The organism is Thalassobacillus cyri, from assembly GCF_900107755.1.
Classification (GTDB): domain Bacteria; phylum Bacillota; class Bacilli; order Bacillales; family Halobacillaceae; genus Thalassobacillus; species Thalassobacillus cyri.
On sequence record NZ_FNQR01000010.1, the window covers coordinates 1 to 21,363 of the forward strand.

Genomic DNA, 21,363 nt, shown 5'->3' on the forward strand with positions numbered 1-21,363 from the left:
TTAATAATGTGTAGTTTTTCTTCGGGGGTATACTGGCTCATAAGAGCACCTCCTATTGTCAGATGAGTGTCCAACAATAGGGGTGCACTGCACTTTAGCCCGAGGAAGCTCACCGTACACCCATGGAAAGTGAGTAATTTCCCGGACCTCCATACGCTCACCACCATAACAGAAACAGTATTTTTCGAAACTGCGTCTTCAAGTAAAGGGAGCTTAACTGTAATATCAACGTTTCATTTCGTATTATTTCTCGATAAATTTCAATATTCTTTCCCGGTTCTTTTCATAAATTTGCTTACCGAGTTCTATCAGTTCTTCGGTGAACTTGACTTCATCAAATGGAACTTCTTCTCCAAGCTCTTCGTTTATACGGAGATAATTATCCTGCAAAAGCAGCTGGCAGTGGTAGGATACGGATTCGGAAGACAGATTAAGTGCCAGATCCAGCAGCTTCGGAGTGACCTTCATGGCTGGCAGTTGGAATGGCATCCATTTTTTAATTCCCCAAAACTTATCATGGTCGATTGTAAAATCAATGTTTTGCTTCCCTGTTCCCAGGGAGAGGATTTGTATGTCCTGAAGGCTTTCTTCAAAATAATGGACCGCTTCAGTAATACAAACGAGTGAAGGGTTGTTCGCCCATAGGCCACCGTCGATCGACAAGTAATCGTTGTCGACATTGTTTGGTGGAAAATAAATCGGTGCTGAGCATGAAGACAAGACAGCATCCCATAACGGTATTGATAAATCATCTTCTTCTGAGTCAACGGCGTGAGAGCGGTGGATATAGGGTTTGCCATGAGTGACGTCGACCGCGGGAATCAACAAAGGGCCATCCATCTCGCCCAGCTTTTTATTTTCAAAAGCTTCCTTCAGCAATTGACGCAGATAGCGATCGCTATAAACGCTCTTGAACACTCCCACTTTCGCCTGCCGGATAAAAATCTTTTTTCCATATCTCTGATAGGCACTCAGCAATTCGCCCATATCCGTACGCAGCATGACAGAGGCAGCAATAATCGAACCAGTACTCGTCCCTGCAATCAAATCAAACTTTTCAGCAGCAGAGGTTCCGATATCGTTTTCCATCGCTCTCAACACAGCAATCGGCATAACACCACGGATACCGCCACCATCAATACATAATATTTTCATCCATCTTCACCATCACTCATTATGCAGAAATTCCTGTCTCGACGATATCCACATTAACTTTTATCTCAACAGATACTTCAGGATAGAGCTCTTTCCATTCTTCATCCGTTACTTTGCCTTTACGGTTTTTCAAAAGATGCCCCAGTCCTAGTGGGTCAATGTTTTTTTTCTGGAATTGTGTGATCATCCTTCTGCTCTTATCCTCAAAAAACGACGAAAATGCGGCTTCCATCTTTTTAACACGCATTTGTGTCTCTATGGTTTTAATATCGGAAACCTCACTGACGATTCCGGCCATATCCACTGTAATGACAAACTTTGGATTAGCTTTGTCTCCTTTTATCTGATACTTCACTTTTGAACCGATATTCTCAAGGACTACGCCATTCCCTTCCAATTCAATTGCCTGGATTCCCTGTTTGAAGTTTTCCACCATCATCTTGAAGGTGAATACATCCTCATAAGGGAGCAGATGGACAGATTTGCCACCTTGGAATAAAGCAAGGCCATCCATCTTAACCTCTCCCTCCTCTAACAACAGGTATGGCAAGTAGCCGTCCATGCCCATCGCATAGTAAGCGTATAAAAATGTATGAAGGTTGGTTTTTGGAAAGATGTTCTTTTCATTTTGTTCAATCAGACCGATCAAGTAATCTGCAGTCGTTTGATTTTCACTATATTTCGTTTCAATCAGTTCCTTTGTATCCCCCTCAACTACCCCTAACTGTACGTCCCTTCCTATATGAGGATCCCGGGCAAGCATATCAATGATTTTACTCAAATCTCTTTTAGCTAGATCTTCTCCATATAAGGAGAAGGAAAGTTTCCCCATCCGAATCGGTCTAGGAGACTTACTTTCCAATCCATTGCCAATCTCTTTCATTGTTTTGGCCTGATAGGATAAATATTGTTCGGTCGGCACTTCTTCCTTACTACGACCATAAATTGGAACAGCTACCGTGCATTCTGTCAGTTCTTCATCCACATAATCACACCCGGAAATACTTACCAGAGCTACTTCCTCGACACTGGGATGCGGCATACACCCTGCAAGGAAGACAGTTACAGCAAGCATGATTGGCAATAGCTTTTTAATTTCCATGACGGTATCTCACCTTTTTCATGATCAACATCATAATATATAGCACGGGAATATAGAGCAGGAAATAGAATCCGGCTTGGTTCGTAAACGTATTTAAAGCATCGATCATCCTGCGATCATCTATCAAATTGGAGGCAATTAATAAAATGATTAAATATAACCAGAGTACGTATTTTTGCTTGATTTTGAACATCCGTTTCGGAATCCGGCTGGCGGCCCATAAGCCCAGACAAATATTCGGCAGAACAACATAGGCCCATAATCCGATTCCCATATATTCAAAGCGTTGTAGAAATGGGAAATCAACGATTTTCCATAAAGAAATCGTTCCCCATGTTACATGCTGCAATTGCTCTTCACTGTAATAAATGAAGGCGACTAGCGCACTGATCAGGTAAATCATTGTGGTATAGAAAGCTCCAAAATGGGCCCATTTCTTCGATGCTTTCTGATCTTTGATAAACGGATAAAACATTAAGAGCAATTCAAAACCTAGAAAGCTTAGTGTACTTACTTTCGCCGAGCTGAGGATGTCCGTTACCGAGGCGTCAATCATAGGGTACAGGTTATTGACATCCCCAATCTGTAATGGGAAAAACTTGAACAACAATAACGGCAATCCAAGAATGACGCTGAGAAGACACATCCCAGTGATCACCCGAAGCCCGCCCTCAATAAAGTAGTAAGCAAGGAGAAGGTATACTAATGCAAACAGCCAGGTATTCAATTGAGGAAAAACCCAGACCTGGATGACTTCAACAAATGTCCGCAATACGGTCAGACTCAACAAAAGAAAGTAGACACTGAATACGAGATTCATCAAACCGCCTAAATATTTACCGAAAATAAAATTATGGACAGATACCAAGTCCCCGCCACAGCCTTGCAAGAGACGATAAATCATCCATAATAGTAGATGAATGGCCAGGCCAGCCACCAAAATAGAAATCCAGGCATTATAACCCGCATCCTCGGCAATATATTTTTCAAATCCGAGTATCCCGACCCCTACTTGCATGGAATGTACCAAAAAGAAAGCCATCGTAGAGGTAACCATTAAGTTTTCTGGTACATGAAAACCTCCCTTTGTATCATTCATCTACATCCCTCTTCTCATTTGCCCGTTTCTGGTTGAACCGGCTGGAATCCACCGGCCTTGTCTGAATCGGTCTCATGGATTGTTTATTAAACGGAAGGCGGATGAAGGCATCCTTCAAATCATGAAACCGAAGTGGATAGATCGGCGCAAAAAAAGGTCTTCCAATCGATTGCAGCTTGATCAAATGAGCGATGAAAAAAGACATCACGATCGATATTCCTACAACCCCCCACATTTGGGCCCCGAGTAAAAACGGAAACCTTAAAAGCCGGATCGTGTTGCCTATCTGATAGACGGGGGTCGTAAAGGAAGCCAGGGCTGCCAGCGCAACTATAATCAACAGCACATTACTGGTCAAACCGGCTTCGACCGCTGCTGTTCCGATAACGATACCACCAACAATACCGATGGTCTGACCGACCTTTGTTGGAAGTCGTGCTCCCGCTTCCCTGAGCAGTTCAATTGTCAATTCTAAAATGATCACTTCCAATATCGGCGGAAAAGGAATGTCTGCCCGGGAAGTTACTATTGTCGCCAACAAGTCTTCCGGAATCATCTCATGATGATAACTCAGTATCGCGACATACAAAGGGGTGCTTAAGACTGAAAATATGACCGCGAATAATCGGATTAAACGAAACCCCGAAGCAAGATGCCAGGGAAGAAAGTAGTCATCAGAAGCAGAGAAAAATTCAACGACTGTTGTCGGACAAGTCAGGGCATGAGGAGAACCATCGACCAAAATGGCCACCTTTCCCTCCACCAGCGAACCCGTAACCCGGTCCGGCCGTTCTGTATCTAACAGCTGAGGAAACGGGGAATTGGAATTATCCGCAATCATCTGTGTAATATAGGAACTATCATTGATCTGATCATATTCAATGTCTTTCAGCCGCTGCATGACTGTGTTGACATTCTCTTGATTTGCTACGCCATCGACATATAATATAGCGACACGTGTTTTGGTCATTTTTCCGATATTCAATTCCTTGACCGTCAGCTGTGGCAGTGTCAATCGTTTACGTACCAGGTTGATATTCGTGTCAAGCGATTCTACAAACGCCTCTTTCGGCCCAACTACACTGAATTCTACTTCAGGGATGCTGACTTTTCGATGTTCAGCGATCACAGCAGGAATCGTCAGAAATTTCTTGTCGTACTCCTTCATTTGAAGGATGACATGACCTTGCATTACCCGCTGTCGAAAAAGGTCGACATCATTCGTGATAGCCAGCCCCTCAACTGGGATGACATCTTTCATTTCCTCCAGTGAATGCAAAGCATTTTGTTTTAAGGCAGGGAGGATTATTTCATTTAAAACTTTCGGCTCTACCATGGTTTCAAAATACGATAGAAAGCACTTCGTCCCGCCTTCAAGAGGATAGACCATGAAATCCTTCGACTGTTCCAGACTCTTTGTCACATCTTTGACTGTTTCGTTTTGTTCTGGAAATTCGTTACCTTTATCTTTCTTCCATTTCCACATGAGAAATCTCCTTATAGCTACGAATCGTTCATCTCTTTAGTACTTTGCAAAATGGAATAATTTATACCAGACAGGGAAAGATATTGTTTACATGGAAATGGGAGGGAACAGTGTGGTTATAGCGTATATCCTGCCGCTTGTGATGGTTGCGGCGTTTTTTATAGCAATCATGCTATTGTTAGACTGGCTTGCTCAAATAATTCTATATTCTTTAATCATTGTCCTCTTCTTCCTCCCGTTTGTTCTTCTTTATAAAGCTGAAAAAAAAGACGAAAAAAAATAAAAATCGATTCATCTTCACTAGAAGATGAATCGATTTTTTTATTTATATTTAGCTTGCCATCCGCTTCTGCTTATGTTTCCTCAAAGATTGCTCAAGTGCTCCTGTCCCCAGTAATACTCCTGCCACAATGAACAAAAATCCGAACAACTGCTCAACCATAATCCTTTCACCTAAAAACAGGTAAGAACCAGTCAATGAAAAGAACGGGGTAAGATTGATGAAAATGGCCGTTTCACCAGCACCAATCTGGTGAATTGCTTTATTATAGACCATGTGACCAATTCCCGTGGCCAGTATTGCCGAAGCTAAAAACACAATCCAGTCCACAGGAGTACCTGTCGTCAATGTGGAAAGGCCGTCAGGTTCCAGCCGGGAGCTTACAACGAACAAGAAAAAAGCCCCTACGATTTGCATCCATCCCGTCATCAGCCGTGCATCCATCGTTTCGGTCGCCCGTTTGATGGCAATGAAACTGACTGCCTGGGTAACAACGGCAAGAAAAATGTAGAGATCGCCACGAGAGATGCTCCCTACGCTTCTTTCACCGTTCAAAACAATGAACGAAACGCCAATCAGCCCGGACACGATCCCTATCATTCTCAGGATTGTCAGTTTATCTCCTAAAAATAAAATGGCAGCCAAAGCCGTCATCAGTGGCACTAATCCCAGGATAAGACCAGCATTAGAAGCGTTGGTACCCGTGAGACCTACTGACAAAAAGAAATGGTGGCCCAAAATACCGGTTAAAGCTCCTATCGTAATGTAGATAAGTTGAGGTTTGGTAACCTTTCGGAATTCCTTTCTGATTCCTAATATAAGCATGACAACAATACCTGCAAGTAGAATCCGTAATGCTGTAATGGTTACAGGCGCAAAGCTCTCCACCAGAATTTTAATCGCAATGACATTGAAGCCCCATATCATCATGATCAAAAAGAGCAGGGTATACGTAAGTGATTTAGACATATGCTTTCATCTCTTTCTTTCTTTGAGTAAAAGTATAAAAATATAGTTTACTTTCGAAATCGAAAATCTTCAACACAAAAGCCCGGGATTCTTTCCTCATCCTCGGGCTTTACTGTTTAATATCAAGCGATTTCTGGGCGTGAATTTTTAATGAAAAAGGACATGATCAGACCGGCAATTGCAATAAGACCGGCTACGATGAACGATACATTTACACCATGGATCAATCCTATCACCCCATCTGAGGGAACTGCCTGTGTCGTCATGACAGAAACAAGCAAAGCTGTACCGACAGCACCAGAAACCTGACGCATGGTGTTATTCATAGCTGTACCATGCGGCATCAGTTCATTCGGCAGTTGATTAAGCCCCGCGGTGGTCACCGGCATCATCACCATCGAAATACCGAACATGCGGGCTGCATTGACACTGGCTAAATACAGAAAAGTCGTTTCAAGTGTGGTATTTGAAAACATGAATGTAGTAATCACTAAAATTGAAAGTCCGATAATGGCAAGCCAGCGTGCTCCGAATTTATCAAACAGACGTCCTGTAACAGGATTCATCAATCCCATCAAGACTGCTCCTGGCAGCAGCATCAACCCTGATTCCAGAGCTGTGAACCCGAGCATATTCTGCATGAGAATCGGTAAGATAACAGCACCACCGATCATCGCTATGAAGGATACCATGCCGATAGCTGTCGTAACCGTAAACATGGTATTTTTGAAAATCCTGAATTCCAAAATTGGCTGCTCTAATTTTAGCTGTCTTAGTATGAAGAAAACGAGCGTGATAGCCCCGACAACAATCGCACCGAGAACCTCCCCACGAAGCCAGCTGCCACTGCCTGCGACACTGAATCCATATAAGATCCCGCCAAAACCGATTGTCGACAACATAATAGACAGGACATCAACCTTCGGGAAAGTCTGCTTCGTTACATTTTTCAAAATGAAGTAAGCAACTATGATAGCAATTGGCAAAATGACATAAAACAAGCTGCGCCAAGGGAAGTTTTCAACCAGATAACCAGACAGAGTCGGTCCTATGGCAGGTGCGAATGCGATGACCATACCGAACATCCCCATAGCCGCTCCCCGCTTTTCTATCGGAAACACCAGGAAAAGGATGGTCTGCATCAATGGAAGAATAATTCCCGCACCTGCTGCCTGCAGAACCCTTCCGGATAAAAGGACAGTAAAATTCGGAGCTATCGCACACACTAATGTACCGAATGCGAAAGTACCGACAGCTGTTAGGAACAAGCTCCTTGTCGTAAAGCGCTCAATTAAAAAAGCTGTGATGGGGATCATGATCCCATTCACAAGCATAAAAATTGTCTGCAGCCACTGGGCCGTATTGGCATCCAGGTTCAAATCAGCCATAATATGAGGAATTGCTGTAGCCAGCAATGTTTGATTCAAAATAGCGACGAATGCGCCAGAAATAAGCACAATCATTAATGGAACTTTATTTATTGGCTCTTCTTGTGAATTTGATTGTTCCACGGTATTCCTTCTTTCTTTTTTAGGTAACTAAGAAATTCTAACTCAATTTATCTTGAAAATCAACATTTAGCCACTCGAAACATTCAAGAGAGTACACTTAAGTATTCCATATTAATCATTTCTGTTTCAAAACTACATAAAAATAACTAGCTTACTCACTTATGCAACCGGGTATATTATGAGCAAAACTTTTTTTACTGGGAGTAAATCCCTTAATCTATTACTGCAAAGGAGACTGACTATGGGTAGCAAACGGAAGAAGTACAAATTTATGAACAGTATCTTCTGGGTATCATTTACCATCATTTTTTTATTCGCCTTGTGGGGTGCTTTAGCTCCAGGAGCCCTATCCTCCCAGGCAAATACCATCTATGGCTTCATTGCTAATACATTTGGCTGGTTTTATTTAGCTTTTGTCCTCTTCATTATCATCTTCAACTTTTATTTAGCATTCAGTAAATACGGAAAGGTTAAACTGGGCGGTGAAAATACAAAGCCGAAGTATCCGATTTTCACATGGATTGCCATGCTATTCAGTACTGGTTTCGGTGTCAGTATCGTGTTCTGGGGGGTTGCCGAACCGATGACCCATTTTGGATCGCCACCGCCATTTGATAATGTCGAACCTGAAACTGCTGAAGCCGCTCGGATAGCAATGTGGAATGCATTCTTCAACAACGGTATCCATCAATGGGCTTCATTTACATTCGTAGGACTGGCTCTTTCTTATTTCATCTATCGTCAGGACGAAAGAAGCTTGATTAGTGATACCATGAACCCGGTTATCGGCAATTCAGGGAAGAAGCCGCTTCGAAATACGATAGATATCATCGCAGTCATTGCAACCGTAATGGGTGTTGCTACTACCTTAGGTTTAAGTGTGCTGCAGATCAATGGCGGACTCGGTTTCGTTTTTGATGTGCCAGCCGGAACCACTACCCAAATCATTATCGTTTCATTGATGTTCTTATTCTTTATGGTCTCGACTATTTCCGGTCTGGATCGTGGAATCAAATACTTAAGTAATACCAACTTAGCACTTGCACTCCTGCTGATGGTAGTAGTGTTGTTCATCGGCCCGACTGGGTTCATCCTCGATACCATAACCATGGGGATCGGTGATTATTTACAAAACTTTTTCCAGGCAAGCTTAAGACTGGATCAATATACAGATGGAACCTGGGTCCAGGATTGGCCGGTTTATTATTGGGCGTGGACGATTGCATGGGCACCATTTGTCGGGATGTTCGTAGCCCGGATTTCGAAAGGGCGGACCGTCCGCGAATTTGTGCTAGGTGTTATGGTAGCTCCTCCAGCTATCGGGATTATCTGGATTGGAATTTTCGGTGGAACAGCGATCAATCTCGATCTTTTCCATGGAACAGACATCGCAGGCGCGGTAGCTAAAGACGAAACCACTGCACTATTCAATATGTTGCAAAACATACCATTAGGCACTGTTCTCTCTGTTTTGGCAATCTGTCTATTGTTTACATTTCTGGTTACATCAGCTGACTCCGCTACCTTCGTACTAGGAATGATGACCTCGAATGGAGACAATAATCCGTCCGTCATTGTAAAAATCGTATGGGGTTCCCTAATCGCTGTTCTAGCTGCTGTCTTAATTATCAGTGCTGGATTAAAGGGCTTACAGACAGCTTCACTAATAGGAGCGCTGCCATTCTCCTTTGTACTGCTGGTAGCTGCGATTTCATTATTGAAATCAATCCGGGAAGATTATAAAGATGCTCGCAGGAAAGCCGAGAAAAAAGCAGAAGAAAAACGCCATCAGCGAGTTATCGATCATATCGAGGAAAATTATGATTGGAATGAAAATGATCAGTAAAAACACGAAAGCCCTCTCGATGCGAGAGGGCTTTTTTTCTGCGTAACATCCAATAGACGGCTTTTTCAATATATTGAGTTATAACTTTTTCATCATGTGTTCCGAATATCCCTTATACCATTACAATTCCAAAAAATTGAGTAGTTTCTTAAGATCTAATTGCTTATACAACAATAGCAACCTCGCTAAAGGTTGCTATGTTACTATTTATAAATTATCTTTTATTTCCTATCTTCATATCTGGCTGTAATCAACCCTAATGCAGTTCCTAAAATCGCTCCTCCCATCACTTCTAATGGCTGATGTCCCAGCAGCTCCTTTAATTCCTTTTCCCGCTGAACGAATTGAAGGCTCGGAAAATCTTTTGATATCATAGCAAAACTGTCTTCTAATTCATTGACCAGCTTGGCGATTTCTCCGGTATGACGTCTGATTCCCTGAGCATCGTACATGACAATTACTCCAAATACTACTGCTAAAGCTGTTTCCGTATGACGTGAGCCTCTATTCGCCGCTATGTAAGTAGCGAGCGCTGAAACGCCAGCCGAGTGCGAACTTGGCATGCCGCCTGTTGTAGCGACCTGCTTTATATCCCATTTTCCTGATACACGTTTATGTGTCAGTATCTTTAGTCCCTGTGCAATTCCTATTCCAGCTAGAGCTGTCCATATTCCTCTATTCATTTTATCATCCATACCATTACCCTCCATTCTATCATTTACTTTTGCCCAAACTCACTTCTTCTATATTTCATTACCCGAAATGGACAGTTTTATTCAGGAAAGTCATTACGATGATTGTAGTCCTGGTATGTTAAAATGAAAGAATCATTTAATAAAAAGCACACCCCCACAGAATTTAGGAGTGAAGAATTAATGGACAAAAAAGATGTAGCTGGAATTCGAAGACAGTTCAAAGTGGACAATGACTTATTGAAGATCTCTGACCTCTTTAACGTATATATCATGAAGGAAACAACTGACATTTATCACCATCAGAGTCAGCCGTTCGAAATGCTCGATAGAGACCAGCAGGAACTATTTATGAATAATTTTAAAAAAGTACTGACAGGCCAGCTTGATGAAAAACTGTTTGCACTGAAATTCAAGGGGGACGCAGAAAATCACACCCAATTCATGCTACATAAAGGACTGTTAAGCAGTGACCTTGAGGACTGGAAGACACAGATGCTGCAGATGACAGAAAAAATAATCAAAGATCATCCATATGAAAAGGACGTCGTCATCTCCTTCATCCGCGCCGAATATATGAAGCCGATGAAACGACGTAATGAAGAAACTGAGGAAAGCGAACGGGACGCCGTCTATTCTCATCCCTTTATTCTTTGCAGCATCAACAAAACGCAGGAGCCTAAAAGAGAGTGGCAATTCGACTATATCGAAAAGGAATTTAAATACAATATCGAGGTGGATCCGGTTATCGATCTCAACGCCCCAATGGCAGGATTCCTTTTCCCGTGCTTTACTGACAACTCAGCCGATGTAAACCATATCCTCTATAGTGCTGGCAAGGCAAACGAGCCTGACTACCGATTTATCGAAGAAGTTTTGAATGGCGAAGAAATCATGACAGCGAAAGAAGACAAAGCGGTGTTTGAAGAAGTCATTAGAGATGTCGTCGGAGATCAACTCCCCCCATCTACCCTGGCTACCGTTTATGGAGAAATTAACAATGTAGTGGAAGAAAGTGAAGAAGGAGAAGCCCCAAAACTCGACTATAATGACGTAGAACGTGTCTTAAATAGAAGTGGTGCAAAAGTAGAAGCAGAAAAAGTGAAAGACGCCTTTCAAAGAATCACGGATAATGAAACTTACGGACTGAAAGCAAGCAGCATTGTTCCCAAGTATAAGTCAAAGTCGATTAAAATCAATACGAAAGTAGCCAACATTTCCATTAGTCCGCAAGATTTACAATTTGTGAGACAAGTCAATAATAAAGGGAAACGTTACATTATGATTGAAGTTGAAGAAGATGCGGAGATTGAAGGATTCAAGATGCTTCCGGAAGCTTTCGGTGAATGATGCTTGATAAATCCAATGGAAGGCAATTCTAGAAGGCATTCTCATTGGGAATGCCTTCTTTTTATGAAAAGATCATGCCTCAAAATTAATATCATTATTATCACACCACTCTTTAGCGATTACTTCCATCTTCTTATCTCGGAATTGATACCATTCCTGGTCAATCCCCCACCGCTGTACCTGATCTTTAAACCTGCGGAAAGCACCACGGCCACGAATAGCTTTCAGTAGCCGCTCTTGTTTCCTTTCGTCTCCCAACTGGAAACAAAAATCCTCCATCATGCTATATTCGTTAATCTCAAATTTATCAGGTAAACTTACAAAGCGATCTGGATATTCGAGCCATAAATCCGCCCTTTCCCTTTCTTCCTGCTGCCAGTCCGGCAAATGGTCAAATGGCTCCCTATCCTCAGCATCCTGATAAGCTTGTTCACTGAAATGTATGAATGTGTAAGTCTCGCGGTCAAATAATGTATAATATTCATCCATTTGCATATCAATGACTTCGCCGACTTCTTTCAGTTTCACCTTCATCCTCTCACCCTTTCTTATATTGAAATAACCAACTTATAGCTTTAGAGAACATATTAAATTATTAAAAAAGCAGAAGCCTGATTAAGACTCCTACTCTTCCAATTCAACAACTCTCGCAACTTTATTCCCACAGTCCTTACACTTTCCTTCTAAAAGTACACCCGATGGATGATCGACAATAATAAAATCCTCAATCGTTACTGCGTCCAGACAATTCGAACAGAAGACATTGCTGATTAACTGCTTTCTAGTATCCATAGGTATAGATAGCCACTTTTTATTCGCCTCCATTTAAACTCCTCCTTTTATGATTAACGATAGTTACATTTTCTTCTCCAACCACGAGACGCACTCCACGTGAGAAGTCTGCGGGAACATATCGACAGGCTGCACTTCTTTTGTTTCATAGCCGCCGTCTTCAAGAATTCTCAAGTCACGCGCCAGGGTTGAGGGGTTGCAGGAAACGTAGACAATCCGTTCTGGTTCCATATCCAGCATCGATTGCAATAATTGCTCCTCGCAGCCTTTTCTTGGCGGGTCGACAACTATTACATCCGGATTCAGCCCCTGTGACTTCCACCATGGCATCACTTTTTCGGCCTCGCCAACATAGAACTCTGCGTTATCAATATGATTTAACTTAGCATTTTCTTTTGCATCTGCGACAGCTTCCGGCACCACTTCGACGCCATACACTTTTTTAGCGTTCCGAGCTAAGAAAAGGGATATCGTTCCGATTCCGCAGTAGGCATCGATGACTTGTTCTTTTCCAGTTAATGCCGCGTAGTCCAATGCTTGATCATATAACATTTTCGTTTGGGCAGGATTGACTTGATAAAAAGATTTAGGCGATATGGCAAATTTGATATCACCGATTGTGTCATAGATATATTCTTCGCCGTATAGCACCTTTGTATCGTCACCCAATACAACATTCGTCCGTCTGGGATTTACATTTTGGGCAATCGACTTCACACTTGGATAGGCTTCCCGTAATTCATCAATCAGCTTGTCCTGGTTAGGTATTTCTTTTGTTCTTGTGACCAGTACAACCATGACATCCTGGGTGTTCTGCCCGGTACGGACCATGATATGGCGCAATACTCCTCGGTTATTCTCTTCATCATAGGCTTGAATCCCGTATCGCTCGGCGATACGGCGCACTGCTTCAACCATCCGGTCATTTGATTCATCCTGTACAACACAAGTATCCATATCGATGATATTGTGGCTCCGTTTTTGATAAAATCCAGCAACCAGACGATCATCACGCTCCCCCACTGGCATCTGAACTTTATTGCGATAGCGCCATGGGTCCTTCATTCCTTTTACAGGGTGGACAGGTACATGTTCAAGATGACCGATTTTCCGCATCGCATCTTTAACCTGCTTCTGCTTCATTTCCAGCTGCATATCATAGCTCATATGCTGGATTTGGCAACCGCCACACTGAAAAAAAACATTGCAAGGCGGCTCCACACGTTCCGGACTTTTTTCATGCAGGTCGAGCAGTTTACCGAACCCAAAGTTTTTCTTTACTTTAACGACTTTCACCGTCGCTTTTTCACCTGGCAGTCCATAGGGAACAAATAGCGGATAGCCATCAATTTTTCCGACGCCGTCTCCTTCATGGGTCAAATCCTCAAAAGTCAGTTCCACCCTTTGATTTTTTTGTACTGGCGGCTTTGGTTTAGCCATTTTACATCGTCCTTTTTCTTAAGTTTTTCAAAATAACACAGACCCTCAAATATTAGTATTGAACGCTTAATTTTTGCATGTGCGCCTAATTCTCCGGCTAATTCGCCTAATGATGACAGTTTAGCGCTCAATTTCAGAAGAATAACGCCCAATTATATGATACAGATTGGAAAAATACTCATTATTTGCTTTAATATCAAAATGTTTTTAATAGGTGTTCGCTGACAAAAGTTTAACACAATAAGCTTCTGAAAGCGAAAAGGCTGTAGATATTCATATCTACAGCCCCTCTGGCTTTATTTCATATCGATGTCTTCTAATTTCTTTTCTTCTGCGACAAATTTATCTTCAGGGACAAAAAAGTCGATATGTCGATACAAGTTTACAAATTTCCCGGGCAATAATCCACCAAATTCTCCGTCGATATTCAATTGCATCTTCTCTTCGGTGTGAACTTTGATCAGACTTGCTTTGGTATAAATGATATGCGGATCATTCAAATGCCTTCCCTGGGCTGCTAATGAAGCGATCCGGATAAAATCTGCCATGTTCATCTTTTTGATAATCAGCAGGTCGAATAATCCATCGTTCATTTCCGCACCTGGGGCCAGCTTCTCAAACCCACCGACTGAGTTTGTATTAGAAACGAGGAAAAGCATGATTTCCCCTTTGAATTCTTTGCCATCATACTCTATTTCTACATAGGTCGGCCTAAGTGAAGGGAGCATCTCGATTCCTTTCAAATAATAGGCAAGCTGACCCAGCATCGTTTTAAGCTTGCTGGGCACCTCATACGAAAGTTCGGTCAATTTTCCTCCACCGGCAATATTCATGAAGTATTGATTATTGACTCTGCCGATATCCAACGCTTCATAATGATCATCCAGGATGACATCGACCGCTTTATGGATATTATTACGTGGTACAGAAAGTGCGCGTGCAAAATCGTTGGTCGTGCCGACAGGGATGATGCCAAGCTTTGGACGGTTTTCCTGTTCAGCGATACCATTGATCACTTCGTTGATCGTTCCATCACCGCCTGCCGCTACTACGACATCAAAACCACGCTGAACCGCAATGGTAGCGGCTTCTGTCGCATCACCCGCACAGGTAGTGGCATGCGCAGATGTTTCGTAGCCGGCTTGCTCAAAGCGCTGCAGTACATCAGGTAATACTTTTTTGAATACTTCCCTTCCGGAGGTCGGATTATAGATGATCCGAGCACGTTTCATAAGGTCTCCCCCTCATCCAGGCTTGTTCCATTATCTATCATAGCTTGTTTACATTTTTTTCGCCATTATTATAGTGTATGGTTCTAAAATGTAAACATACAAAAGCACGCAGTCCTATGCGTGCTCTTGCAAGCCCGTGTTCTGTTCTGTAGTATGATTTAGCGTTTTTCCATTTCCGAGAGAATGATCTTGTTGACCATTGGCGGATTCGCTTGTCCTTTGGTTTCTTTCATGACCTGTCCGACAAGGAAACCAAGGGCACGGTCTTTCCCATTCTTATAATCCTCAATCGACTGCTGATTGTCATCAAGAATCTTGGTGATAATTTCAGTCAGCTGGCCTTCATCAGAAATCTGTACAAGCCCTTTATCTTTGACGATTTTCTCTGGGTCGCCGCCTTTTTCAACGAGCTCGGCAAAAACTTTCTTGGCGATTTTAGAAGAAATCGTACCATCTTCAAGCAGCTTGATCATCTTAGAAAGCGATTCCGGAGTCAATGCTATCTCATCAAACTCCTTCTGCTGCTTGTTCAAATGAGCAGAAACTTCACCCATCAGCCAGTTAGAGGTTTGTTTGACGTCCGCTCCATGGTTGATGGTTTCTTCAAAGAAATCAGACATGGCTTTGTTATTGGTAAGTACCATCGCATCATATTCCGGAAGCTCAAGGTTTTCAATATAACGTTTCTTTCGTGCATCCGGGAGCTCTGGAATTTCGGCACGAATACGCTCTTTCCAATCTTCATCTATATACAATGGAACCAAATCCGGTTCCGGGAAGTAACGATAATCGTCCGAACCTTCTTTGACACGCATTAAAATCGTTTCTTTCGTCTGTTCATCATAACGCCGTGTCTCCTGCAAGATTTCTCCGCCGGAAAGCAGGACTTGCGCTTGTCGCTTTTCTTCAAACTCCAGACCTTTTTGCACAAAGGAAAATGAATTCAAGTTCTTCAACTCTGTCTTGGTACCAAACTCCTCTTGGCCGATTGGGCGCAGGGAAAGGTTAGCATCACAACGGAGTGAACCTTCTTCCATCTTACAATCCGATACTCCTGTGTACTGGATGATATTCTTCAGTTTTTCCAGGTAAGCATATGCTTCTTGGGGAGAACGAATATCGGGTTCCGATACGATCTCTACAAGCGGGGTACCCTGGCGGTTATAGTCGACCAGCGAGTAGCCTTCATCGCTATGGGTCAGTTTACCAGCATCTTCTTCTAAATGAAGACGAGTGATACCAATTCGCTTTTTCACCCCGTCAACTTCGATATCGATATGGCCGTTTTCCCCAATCGGCTGATCGAATTGGGAAATCTGGTAGGCTTTCGGGTTGTCCGGGTAGAAGTAGTTCTTCCGGTCGAACTTAGTATCTGTTGCAATCTCACAATTTAAGGCCATTGCAGCTTTCATAGCGAAATTGACCGCTTCCTCATTCAAAACAGGCAGAACACCAGGATACCCGAGGTCGATCGGGTTGACGTTTGTATTTGGCTCATCTCCAAACATATTAGGAGATGGGCTGAAGATTTTTGAGTTTGTTTTTAGTTCTACGTGTACTTCGAGACCAATTACTGTTTCAAAGTTCATGATTGCGCACCTCCAAGGGATGGGCGTTGTTTATGAAAATCTGTCGCTTTCTCGAACGCATGTGCGGTGCGGTAGACAGTGGTTTCATCAAAATGTTTACCGATGATTTGCAGTCCGATCGGAAGTCCATCAGATGAGAATCCGCATGGCACAGAGATTCCCGGGACGCCTGCAAGGTTGACTGGAATCGTCAAAATATCGTTAGCATACATCGTCAGTGGGTCATCTACGATTTCACCGACTTTGAAAGCAGGTGTCGGAGTTGTCGGTCCGATAATGACATCGTAGTCTTCCAACACTTTTTCAAAATCATTCTTGATCAATGTACGTACTTGCTGGGCTTTTTTATAATAAGCATCGTAGTAACCAGAGCTTAACGCAAACGTACCAAGCATGATACGGCGTTTCACTTCATCACCAAAACCTTCGGAACGGGAACGCTTGAACATATCAAGCATGGTTTCAGCATTTTGTGTGCGGACACCGTAACGGACACCGTCAAAACGAGCAAGGTTAGCAGAGGCTTCTGAAGATGCCAGCAGATAATACGTCGCTACTGCATATTTGGAATGCGGCAGGGAAACCTCTTCCCATGTCGCGCCAAGTTCTTCGTATTTTCTCAGGGCGCTCATAACCGCTTCTTTCACTTCAGGGGCGACGCCTTCACTTAGATATTCTTTTGGTACGCCAATTTTCAATCCTTTGACATCCCCTGTCAAAGCATCGGTGAATTTCGGCACTTCAACATCTGCAGAGGTAGCGTCCATTTTATCGTGTCCGGAAATAGCTTCTAGCAAATAAGCATTATCTTCTACCGTTCTGGTGATTGGTCCGATCTGGTCTAGAGAAGAAGCAAAAGCGACTAACCCGAACCGTGAGACACGGCCGTAAGTCGGCTTCAATCCGACCACACCACAGAATGCCGCCGGCTGACGGATGGACCCCCCTGTATCTGAACCAAGTGAGAAAAACACTTCACCTGCAGCGACAGAAGCAGCAGAACCGCCACTGGAACCGCCTGGCACGTAATCCGTATTCCATGGGTTGCGCGTTGCATAGTAGCTGGAGTTCTCATTGGAAGAACCCATTGCGAATTCATCCATATTCAATTTACCGATTGTTACGGACTTAGCATCTGCTAATTTTTCTACAACCGTTGCCTCATATAACGGATCGGTAAAGTTGTCTAAAAACTGGCTGGCACAAGTCGTGCGAAGGCCTTTAGTAACAATATTGTCTTTTACACCGATCGGCAGTCCGAACAAAGCTGCCGAATCAGTCCCACGTGCTGCATCAAGTTCTTCTGCCTGCTTCAATGCTTGTTCTTTATTCAAAGTCAAAAATGCTTTGACTTCGCCATCAACTGCTTCAATACGCTGATACGATTCTTCAACCAGGTCTGTTACACTGATTTCTTTATTATGTAGCTTCTCCTGAAGCTCTCTTAATGTATAGTCAAACAATGACATTGGTGTACCTCCTTTATTCCAAAATAGATGGAACCTTGAATTGTCCGTCTTTATGATCTGGTGCATTATTTATTACATCTTCTTTCTCCAGCCACTTTCTCGGCTCGTCCTTACGCATGACATTCTTCAAGTCCAATACGTGCGTCGTCGGTTTAACATCAGTGGTATCCAGTTCATTCAGTTGTTCGGCATACGTAATGATATCGTCCAACTGTTTTGTAAACATGTCCGCTTCTTCTTCACTAATTGCAAGACGTGCCAAATTGGCCACGTGTTTCACTTCATCTTTACTAATTCTAGACATAACCAAACCTCCATTCAGTCTCGTACTCACATAATATTAGATGATACCAAATGATTGATTCAATAAGCAACGTTCAAGTTTTTCACCTTTCCTATCTTAACATAAAACAGACGGTAGCTCATTAGAAACTCTTAAATAGGAAGGAAAGCATTACCGCAAGATTTTCTATTAAAATCATGCTATAATTTCGATGGTACAACCGTTTTCACAACCAACACACCCTATTCCCTCATTAGTTTATGGACTAGCGCAAAAGGGAACATTTATGTATGTGTTGTCACAAAGGAGATCATCAATGCTTGACTACGTTTTGAAAACAAATGATTCTACTTCTGAGTACGTTGTTTTTGTTCATGGTATTGGAGGAAACTCAACGATATTTTATAAGCAGATTAAAGCTTTCCGTAAACATTTCAATGTATTATCCATCCACCTGCCTGGACACGGTGATTCACCCAGCACCACATCTTATCCAGAAAAAATGAGCTTTCAAACGGTAAACGAGGAAATTATCGCTTTGCTCAACTACTTAAAAATCCCTAAGGCACATTTTGTTGGAATTTCATTAGGATCGATGGTGATCCAGAGCTTGATCAGTCATTTTCCTGAACGAGTTAGATCCACGGTACTCGGGGGCTCTATTGTCAGGTTAAATGCGATGGCAAAAGTATTACTCATTTTCGGTGAAGCACTCAAAAATTTCATGCCTTACCACGCACTATACAAATTGTTCGCGCGTATATTGATGCCAAGATCCAATCATAAATCAGGACGAGAAGCATTCGTCCGGGAAGCCAAAAAAATGAAGCGAAAAGACTTTTTGACCTGGTATAAAGTAGCCAGACACCCGAAAATGACATTGAAGAACATCCACAAGGCAGCAAAGGTTCCAAAGTTATTTATCTCGGGAACGCAGGATCACCTTTGTATCAAGGATGTTCGCAAAACAGTGCAAAAAGTTACTCATGCCCAGTTAGCAGAAATTGCGGACTGCGGCCATGTCTGCAACATTGAACAGGCAGACAAGTTCAATGAGTTAGCGATAAACTTCATCAATCAGTATCGTCATAAGAAAAAGATTCAAAACTCTATTGCTTTGTAAAACATTTCTAAACACAAAAAAGAGGCTGTCCCGGTAAGTCTGTTGCAGACTTATGGGACAGCCCTTTTTTATTTTGATTAACGGCGAGCCGCTTCATCAAATGCACTAATTACTTCTTTCGATGGTTTCTTCCCTGCTAAACTGACAATAACAGCTACAAGGGTATTCAAAATGAAACCAGGTACAATTTCATATAAATCAAAGATACCGCCGCTTAGGAAATCGGCCCAAACTACGACTGTAACCGCACCGACAATAATACCTGCCAATGCACCGTTTCTAGTGATGCCTTTCCAGAATAGGGACAACAGGATGATCGGTCCGAAAGCGGCACCGAAACCTGCCCAGGCGTACGAAACAAGACTTAATACGGAGCTGTCAGGATTACCGGCAAGCAGGATTGCAATCAATGCAATTGCCGCAACTGCGATACGACCTACCCATACCAATTCACGCTCTGTCGCCTGTTTACGGATGATTGCTTTATAGAAATCTTCCGCCAATGCAGAAGAAGATACAAGCAACTGAGAGTCAATCGTACTCATAATAGCAGACAGAATGGCTGCTAATAAGATACCTGAAATGATTGGATGGAACAGAATTTGAGAAAATGCGATAAATATTTTTTCAGGGTCTGCAAGCATTTGGACGCCATTTTCATTGACGATTTCAATTCCAAACTGGCTTAACATGCCAACATCCTGGGAATTGATATAAGCAAGACCTGCAATACCTGTAAAAATAGCACCATAAAGACCTAGTACCATCCAGCCGATACCGATGAAACGGGCTTTCGGTACATCTTTTGCTGAACGCAGTGCCATAAAACGTACAAGGATATGCGGCTGACCGAAGTAGCCCAGTCCCCAGGCCATAGACGAAATGATAGCGATGATGCCTACACCTTGTACCATATCTACGTGAGACGCGCTGATATTTCCAACAGCATCAATCGTAGCATCCCATCCACCGATTTGACTGATCGCTACAATCGGGACTGCGATCAATGCGACGAACATCAGGATACCTTGGACGAAGTCTGTCCAACTTACAGCCAGGAAACCACCTAAGAAAGTATAAGAAATGGTTACGATGGCACCGATCCAAAGCGCTTGGGTATAAGTCAATCCAAATGAAGCTTCGAACAGTTTGGCACCTGCTACCATTCCGGAAGATGTGTAGAAGGTAAAGAATAGAAGGATTACAAGTGCTGAAATCACACGCAAAATATGTGTGTTATCGTGGAAGCGATTCTCTAAGTAGTCGGGAACCGTGATCGAATCATTCGCAACCTCCGTGTAAACACGTAGACGGCGGGCAACGAACTGCCAGTTCAAATAAGCACCAATGGCAAGACCGACACCGATCCACGCTGCTGAGAATCCGGAAGCATAAATAGCACCAGGCAAACCTAGCAATAGCCATCCACTCATATCCGATGCACCTGCACTTAACGCTGCAACACCAGGTCCAAGACGGCGGCCACCTAATACATAGTCAGATAAATTACTTGTCATTTTGTATGCGGCAAAACCGATGCCGAGCATACCTAAAAGATAGATAATAAACGTTATTAACGTTGCTGTACCCATTGTTTGTTATTCGCTCCTTCCAGTAAATAATGTAATGACGGATAGTATGATTAATATTGGCATTGGGACAAACAGCCAGAACCATGTTGCCCCCGATAATGCGAATTCTTCCATATTTCCACCTCCAAGTTTTTTGTCCGTAGCTCCGTTATACACTCCCATGCAATTTTTTAAAAATTTTAAATAATGATTCCAAAGTCACAGGAGCGCTAAATCACAAACGCAGGTACAACTATATCATATACAAATGATTTGAACATTGCAAAAATTATATCATCGACAAACGGATGTATATTTATTCATATAAACGCTATATTTAACGTCATATATTTTTTATATGCGATATATATTCA

20 protein-coding genes are annotated in these 21,363 nt (G+C 42.6%); 4 read left to right on the forward strand and 16 right to left on the reverse strand.

Features of this window, described 5'->3' with window-relative positions:
* Positions 1–243 precede the first annotated feature (243 nt).
* Genes BLV00_RS12555 through BLV00_RS12570 form a run of 4 tightly spaced genes read right to left on the reverse strand, consistent with a single transcriptional unit; the run spans position 244 to position 4,842 of the window.
* A complete protein-coding gene (locus tag BLV00_RS12555; protein WP_093045333.1) occupies positions 244–1,155 on the reverse strand; it encodes a CBASS cGAMP-activated phospholipase in 912 nt (303 codons plus the stop codon).
* 19 nt (positions 1,156–1,174) lie between these two features.
* Entirely contained in the window at positions 1,175–2,257 is a 1,083-nt protein-coding gene (locus BLV00_RS12560; protein WP_093045334.1) for a Ger(x)C family spore germination protein, read from the reverse strand.
* A complete protein-coding gene (locus tag BLV00_RS12565; RefSeq protein WP_093045335.1) occupies positions 2,247–3,356 on the reverse strand; it encodes a GerAB/ArcD/ProY family transporter in 1,110 nt (369 codons plus the stop codon). Before BLV00_RS12565 ends, BLV00_RS12560 begins: the two co-directional genes overlap by 11 nt.
* Positions 3,349–4,842, reverse strand: coding sequence for a spore germination protein (locus tag BLV00_RS12570; RefSeq protein WP_093045336.1), 1,494 nt, complete (start codon positions 4,840–4,842; stop codon positions 3,349–3,351). Before BLV00_RS12570 ends, BLV00_RS12565 begins: the two co-directional genes overlap by 8 nt.
* Before the next feature lie 112 nt (positions 4,843–4,954).
* Between BLV00_RS12570 and BLV00_RS22000 the strand changes: the two genes are divergently transcribed.
* Positions 4,955–5,125 (forward strand): hypothetical protein, encoded by a 171-nt coding sequence (locus BLV00_RS22000; RefSeq protein WP_176791518.1) that lies wholly within the window; start codon positions 4,955–4,957, stop codon positions 5,123–5,125.
* Positions 5,126–5,173: 48 nt separating this feature from the next.
* Here BLV00_RS22000 and BLV00_RS12575 read toward each other — a convergent pair whose 3' ends face one another.
* Both BLV00_RS12575 and BLV00_RS12580 read right to left on the reverse strand, forming a co-directional pair.
* The gene (locus BLV00_RS12575) at positions 5,174–6,091 is read right to left on the reverse strand and encodes a DMT family transporter (RefSeq protein WP_093045337.1); all 918 of its coding nucleotides are present in this window, start codon (positions 6,089–6,091) and stop codon (positions 5,174–5,176) included.
* Positions 6,092–6,213: 122 nt separating this feature from the next.
* Positions 6,214–7,554 carry an MDR family MFS transporter gene (locus BLV00_RS12580; RefSeq protein ID WP_093045454.1) on the reverse strand — a complete coding sequence of 447 codons (1,341 nt, stop codon included), beginning with the start codon at positions 7,552–7,554 and terminating at the stop codon, positions 6,214–6,216.
* 289 nt (positions 7,555–7,843) lie between these two features.
* Here BLV00_RS12580 and BLV00_RS12585 point away from each other — a divergent pair, with 289 nt between their 5' ends.
* Positions 7,844–9,448: a BCCT family transporter gene (locus BLV00_RS12585; protein WP_093045338.1), complete on the forward strand. Its 1,605-nt coding sequence runs from the start codon at positions 7,844–7,846 to the stop codon at positions 9,446–9,448.
* A 221-nt stretch (positions 9,449–9,669) separates the two neighbouring features.
* Here the strand turns inward: BLV00_RS12585 and BLV00_RS12590 are convergent, their stop codons facing one another.
* The gene (locus BLV00_RS12590; RefSeq protein WP_093045339.1) at positions 9,670–10,143 is read right to left on the reverse strand and encodes a divergent PAP2 family protein; all 474 of its coding nucleotides are present in this window, start codon (positions 10,141–10,143) and stop codon (positions 9,670–9,672) included.
* 180 nt (positions 10,144–10,323) lie between these two features.
* Between BLV00_RS12590 and BLV00_RS12595 the strand changes: the two genes are divergently transcribed.
* Positions 10,324–11,490: a DUF4317 domain-containing protein gene (locus tag BLV00_RS12595; protein WP_093045340.1), complete on the forward strand. Its 1,167-nt coding sequence runs from the start codon at positions 10,324–10,326 to the stop codon at positions 11,488–11,490.
* 72 nt (positions 11,491–11,562) lie between these two features.
* On the opposite strand, the gene BLV00_RS12600 is transcribed toward BLV00_RS12595, so the two are convergent.
* From BLV00_RS12600 to gatC, 7 genes are all read right to left on the reverse strand, one after another.
* On the reverse strand, positions 11,563–12,018 hold the full coding sequence (locus BLV00_RS12600) for a UPF0158 family protein (protein ID WP_218131903.1): 456 nt from the start codon (positions 12,016–12,018) through the stop codon (positions 11,563–11,565).
* Positions 12,019–12,114: 96 nt separating this feature from the next.
* Positions 12,115–12,315 (reverse strand): hypothetical protein, encoded by a 201-nt coding sequence (locus tag BLV00_RS12605; protein ID WP_093045342.1) that lies wholly within the window; start codon positions 12,313–12,315, stop codon positions 12,115–12,117.
* Between the two features lie 30 nt (positions 12,316–12,345).
* Positions 12,346–13,722: a 23S rRNA (uracil(1939)-C(5))-methyltransferase RlmD gene (gene rlmD, locus BLV00_RS12610; RefSeq protein WP_093045343.1), complete on the reverse strand. Its 1,377-nt coding sequence runs from the start codon at positions 13,720–13,722 to the stop codon at positions 12,346–12,348.
* A gap of 296 nt (positions 13,723–14,018) precedes the next feature.
* Complete coding sequence (locus BLV00_RS12615; protein WP_093045344.1) at positions 14,019–14,954, reverse strand: diacylglycerol kinase; 936 nt, start codon at positions 14,952–14,954, stop codon at positions 14,019–14,021.
* A gap of 158 nt (positions 14,955–15,112) precedes the next feature.
* Positions 15,113–16,543 carry an Asp-tRNA(Asn)/Glu-tRNA(Gln) amidotransferase subunit GatB gene (gene gatB, locus BLV00_RS12620; RefSeq protein ID WP_093045345.1) on the reverse strand — a complete coding sequence of 477 codons (1,431 nt, stop codon included), beginning with the start codon at positions 16,541–16,543 and terminating at the stop codon, positions 15,113–15,115.
* A complete protein-coding gene (gene gatA / locus BLV00_RS12625) occupies positions 16,540–18,012 on the reverse strand; it encodes an Asp-tRNA(Asn)/Glu-tRNA(Gln) amidotransferase subunit GatA (protein WP_093045346.1) in 1,473 nt (490 codons plus the stop codon). Before gatA ends, gatB begins: the two co-directional genes overlap by 4 nt.
* Before the next feature lie 13 nt (positions 18,013–18,025).
* Positions 18,026–18,316, reverse strand: coding sequence for an Asp-tRNA(Asn)/Glu-tRNA(Gln) amidotransferase subunit GatC (gene gatC, locus BLV00_RS12630; RefSeq protein WP_093045347.1), 291 nt, complete (start codon positions 18,314–18,316; stop codon positions 18,026–18,028).
* Between the two features lie 295 nt (positions 18,317–18,611).
* Here gatC and BLV00_RS12635 point away from each other — a divergent pair, with 295 nt between their 5' ends.
* Positions 18,612–19,418 (forward strand): alpha/beta fold hydrolase, encoded by an 807-nt coding sequence (locus BLV00_RS12635; RefSeq protein ID WP_176791521.1) that lies wholly within the window; start codon positions 18,612–18,614, stop codon positions 19,416–19,418.
* A gap of 77 nt (positions 19,419–19,495) precedes the next feature.
* On the opposite strand, the gene putP is transcribed toward BLV00_RS12635, so the two are convergent.
* Both putP and BLV00_RS22005 read right to left on the reverse strand, forming a co-directional pair.
* Positions 19,496–21,010 (reverse strand): sodium/proline symporter PutP, encoded by a 1,515-nt coding sequence (gene putP, locus BLV00_RS12640; protein WP_093045349.1) that lies wholly within the window; start codon positions 21,008–21,010, stop codon positions 19,496–19,498.
* Between the two features lie 6 nt (positions 21,011–21,016).
* Positions 21,017–21,172, reverse strand: coding sequence for a hypothetical protein (locus BLV00_RS22005; RefSeq protein WP_176791515.1), 156 nt, complete (start codon positions 21,170–21,172; stop codon positions 21,017–21,019).
* Positions 21,173–21,363: the final 191 nt, after the last annotated feature.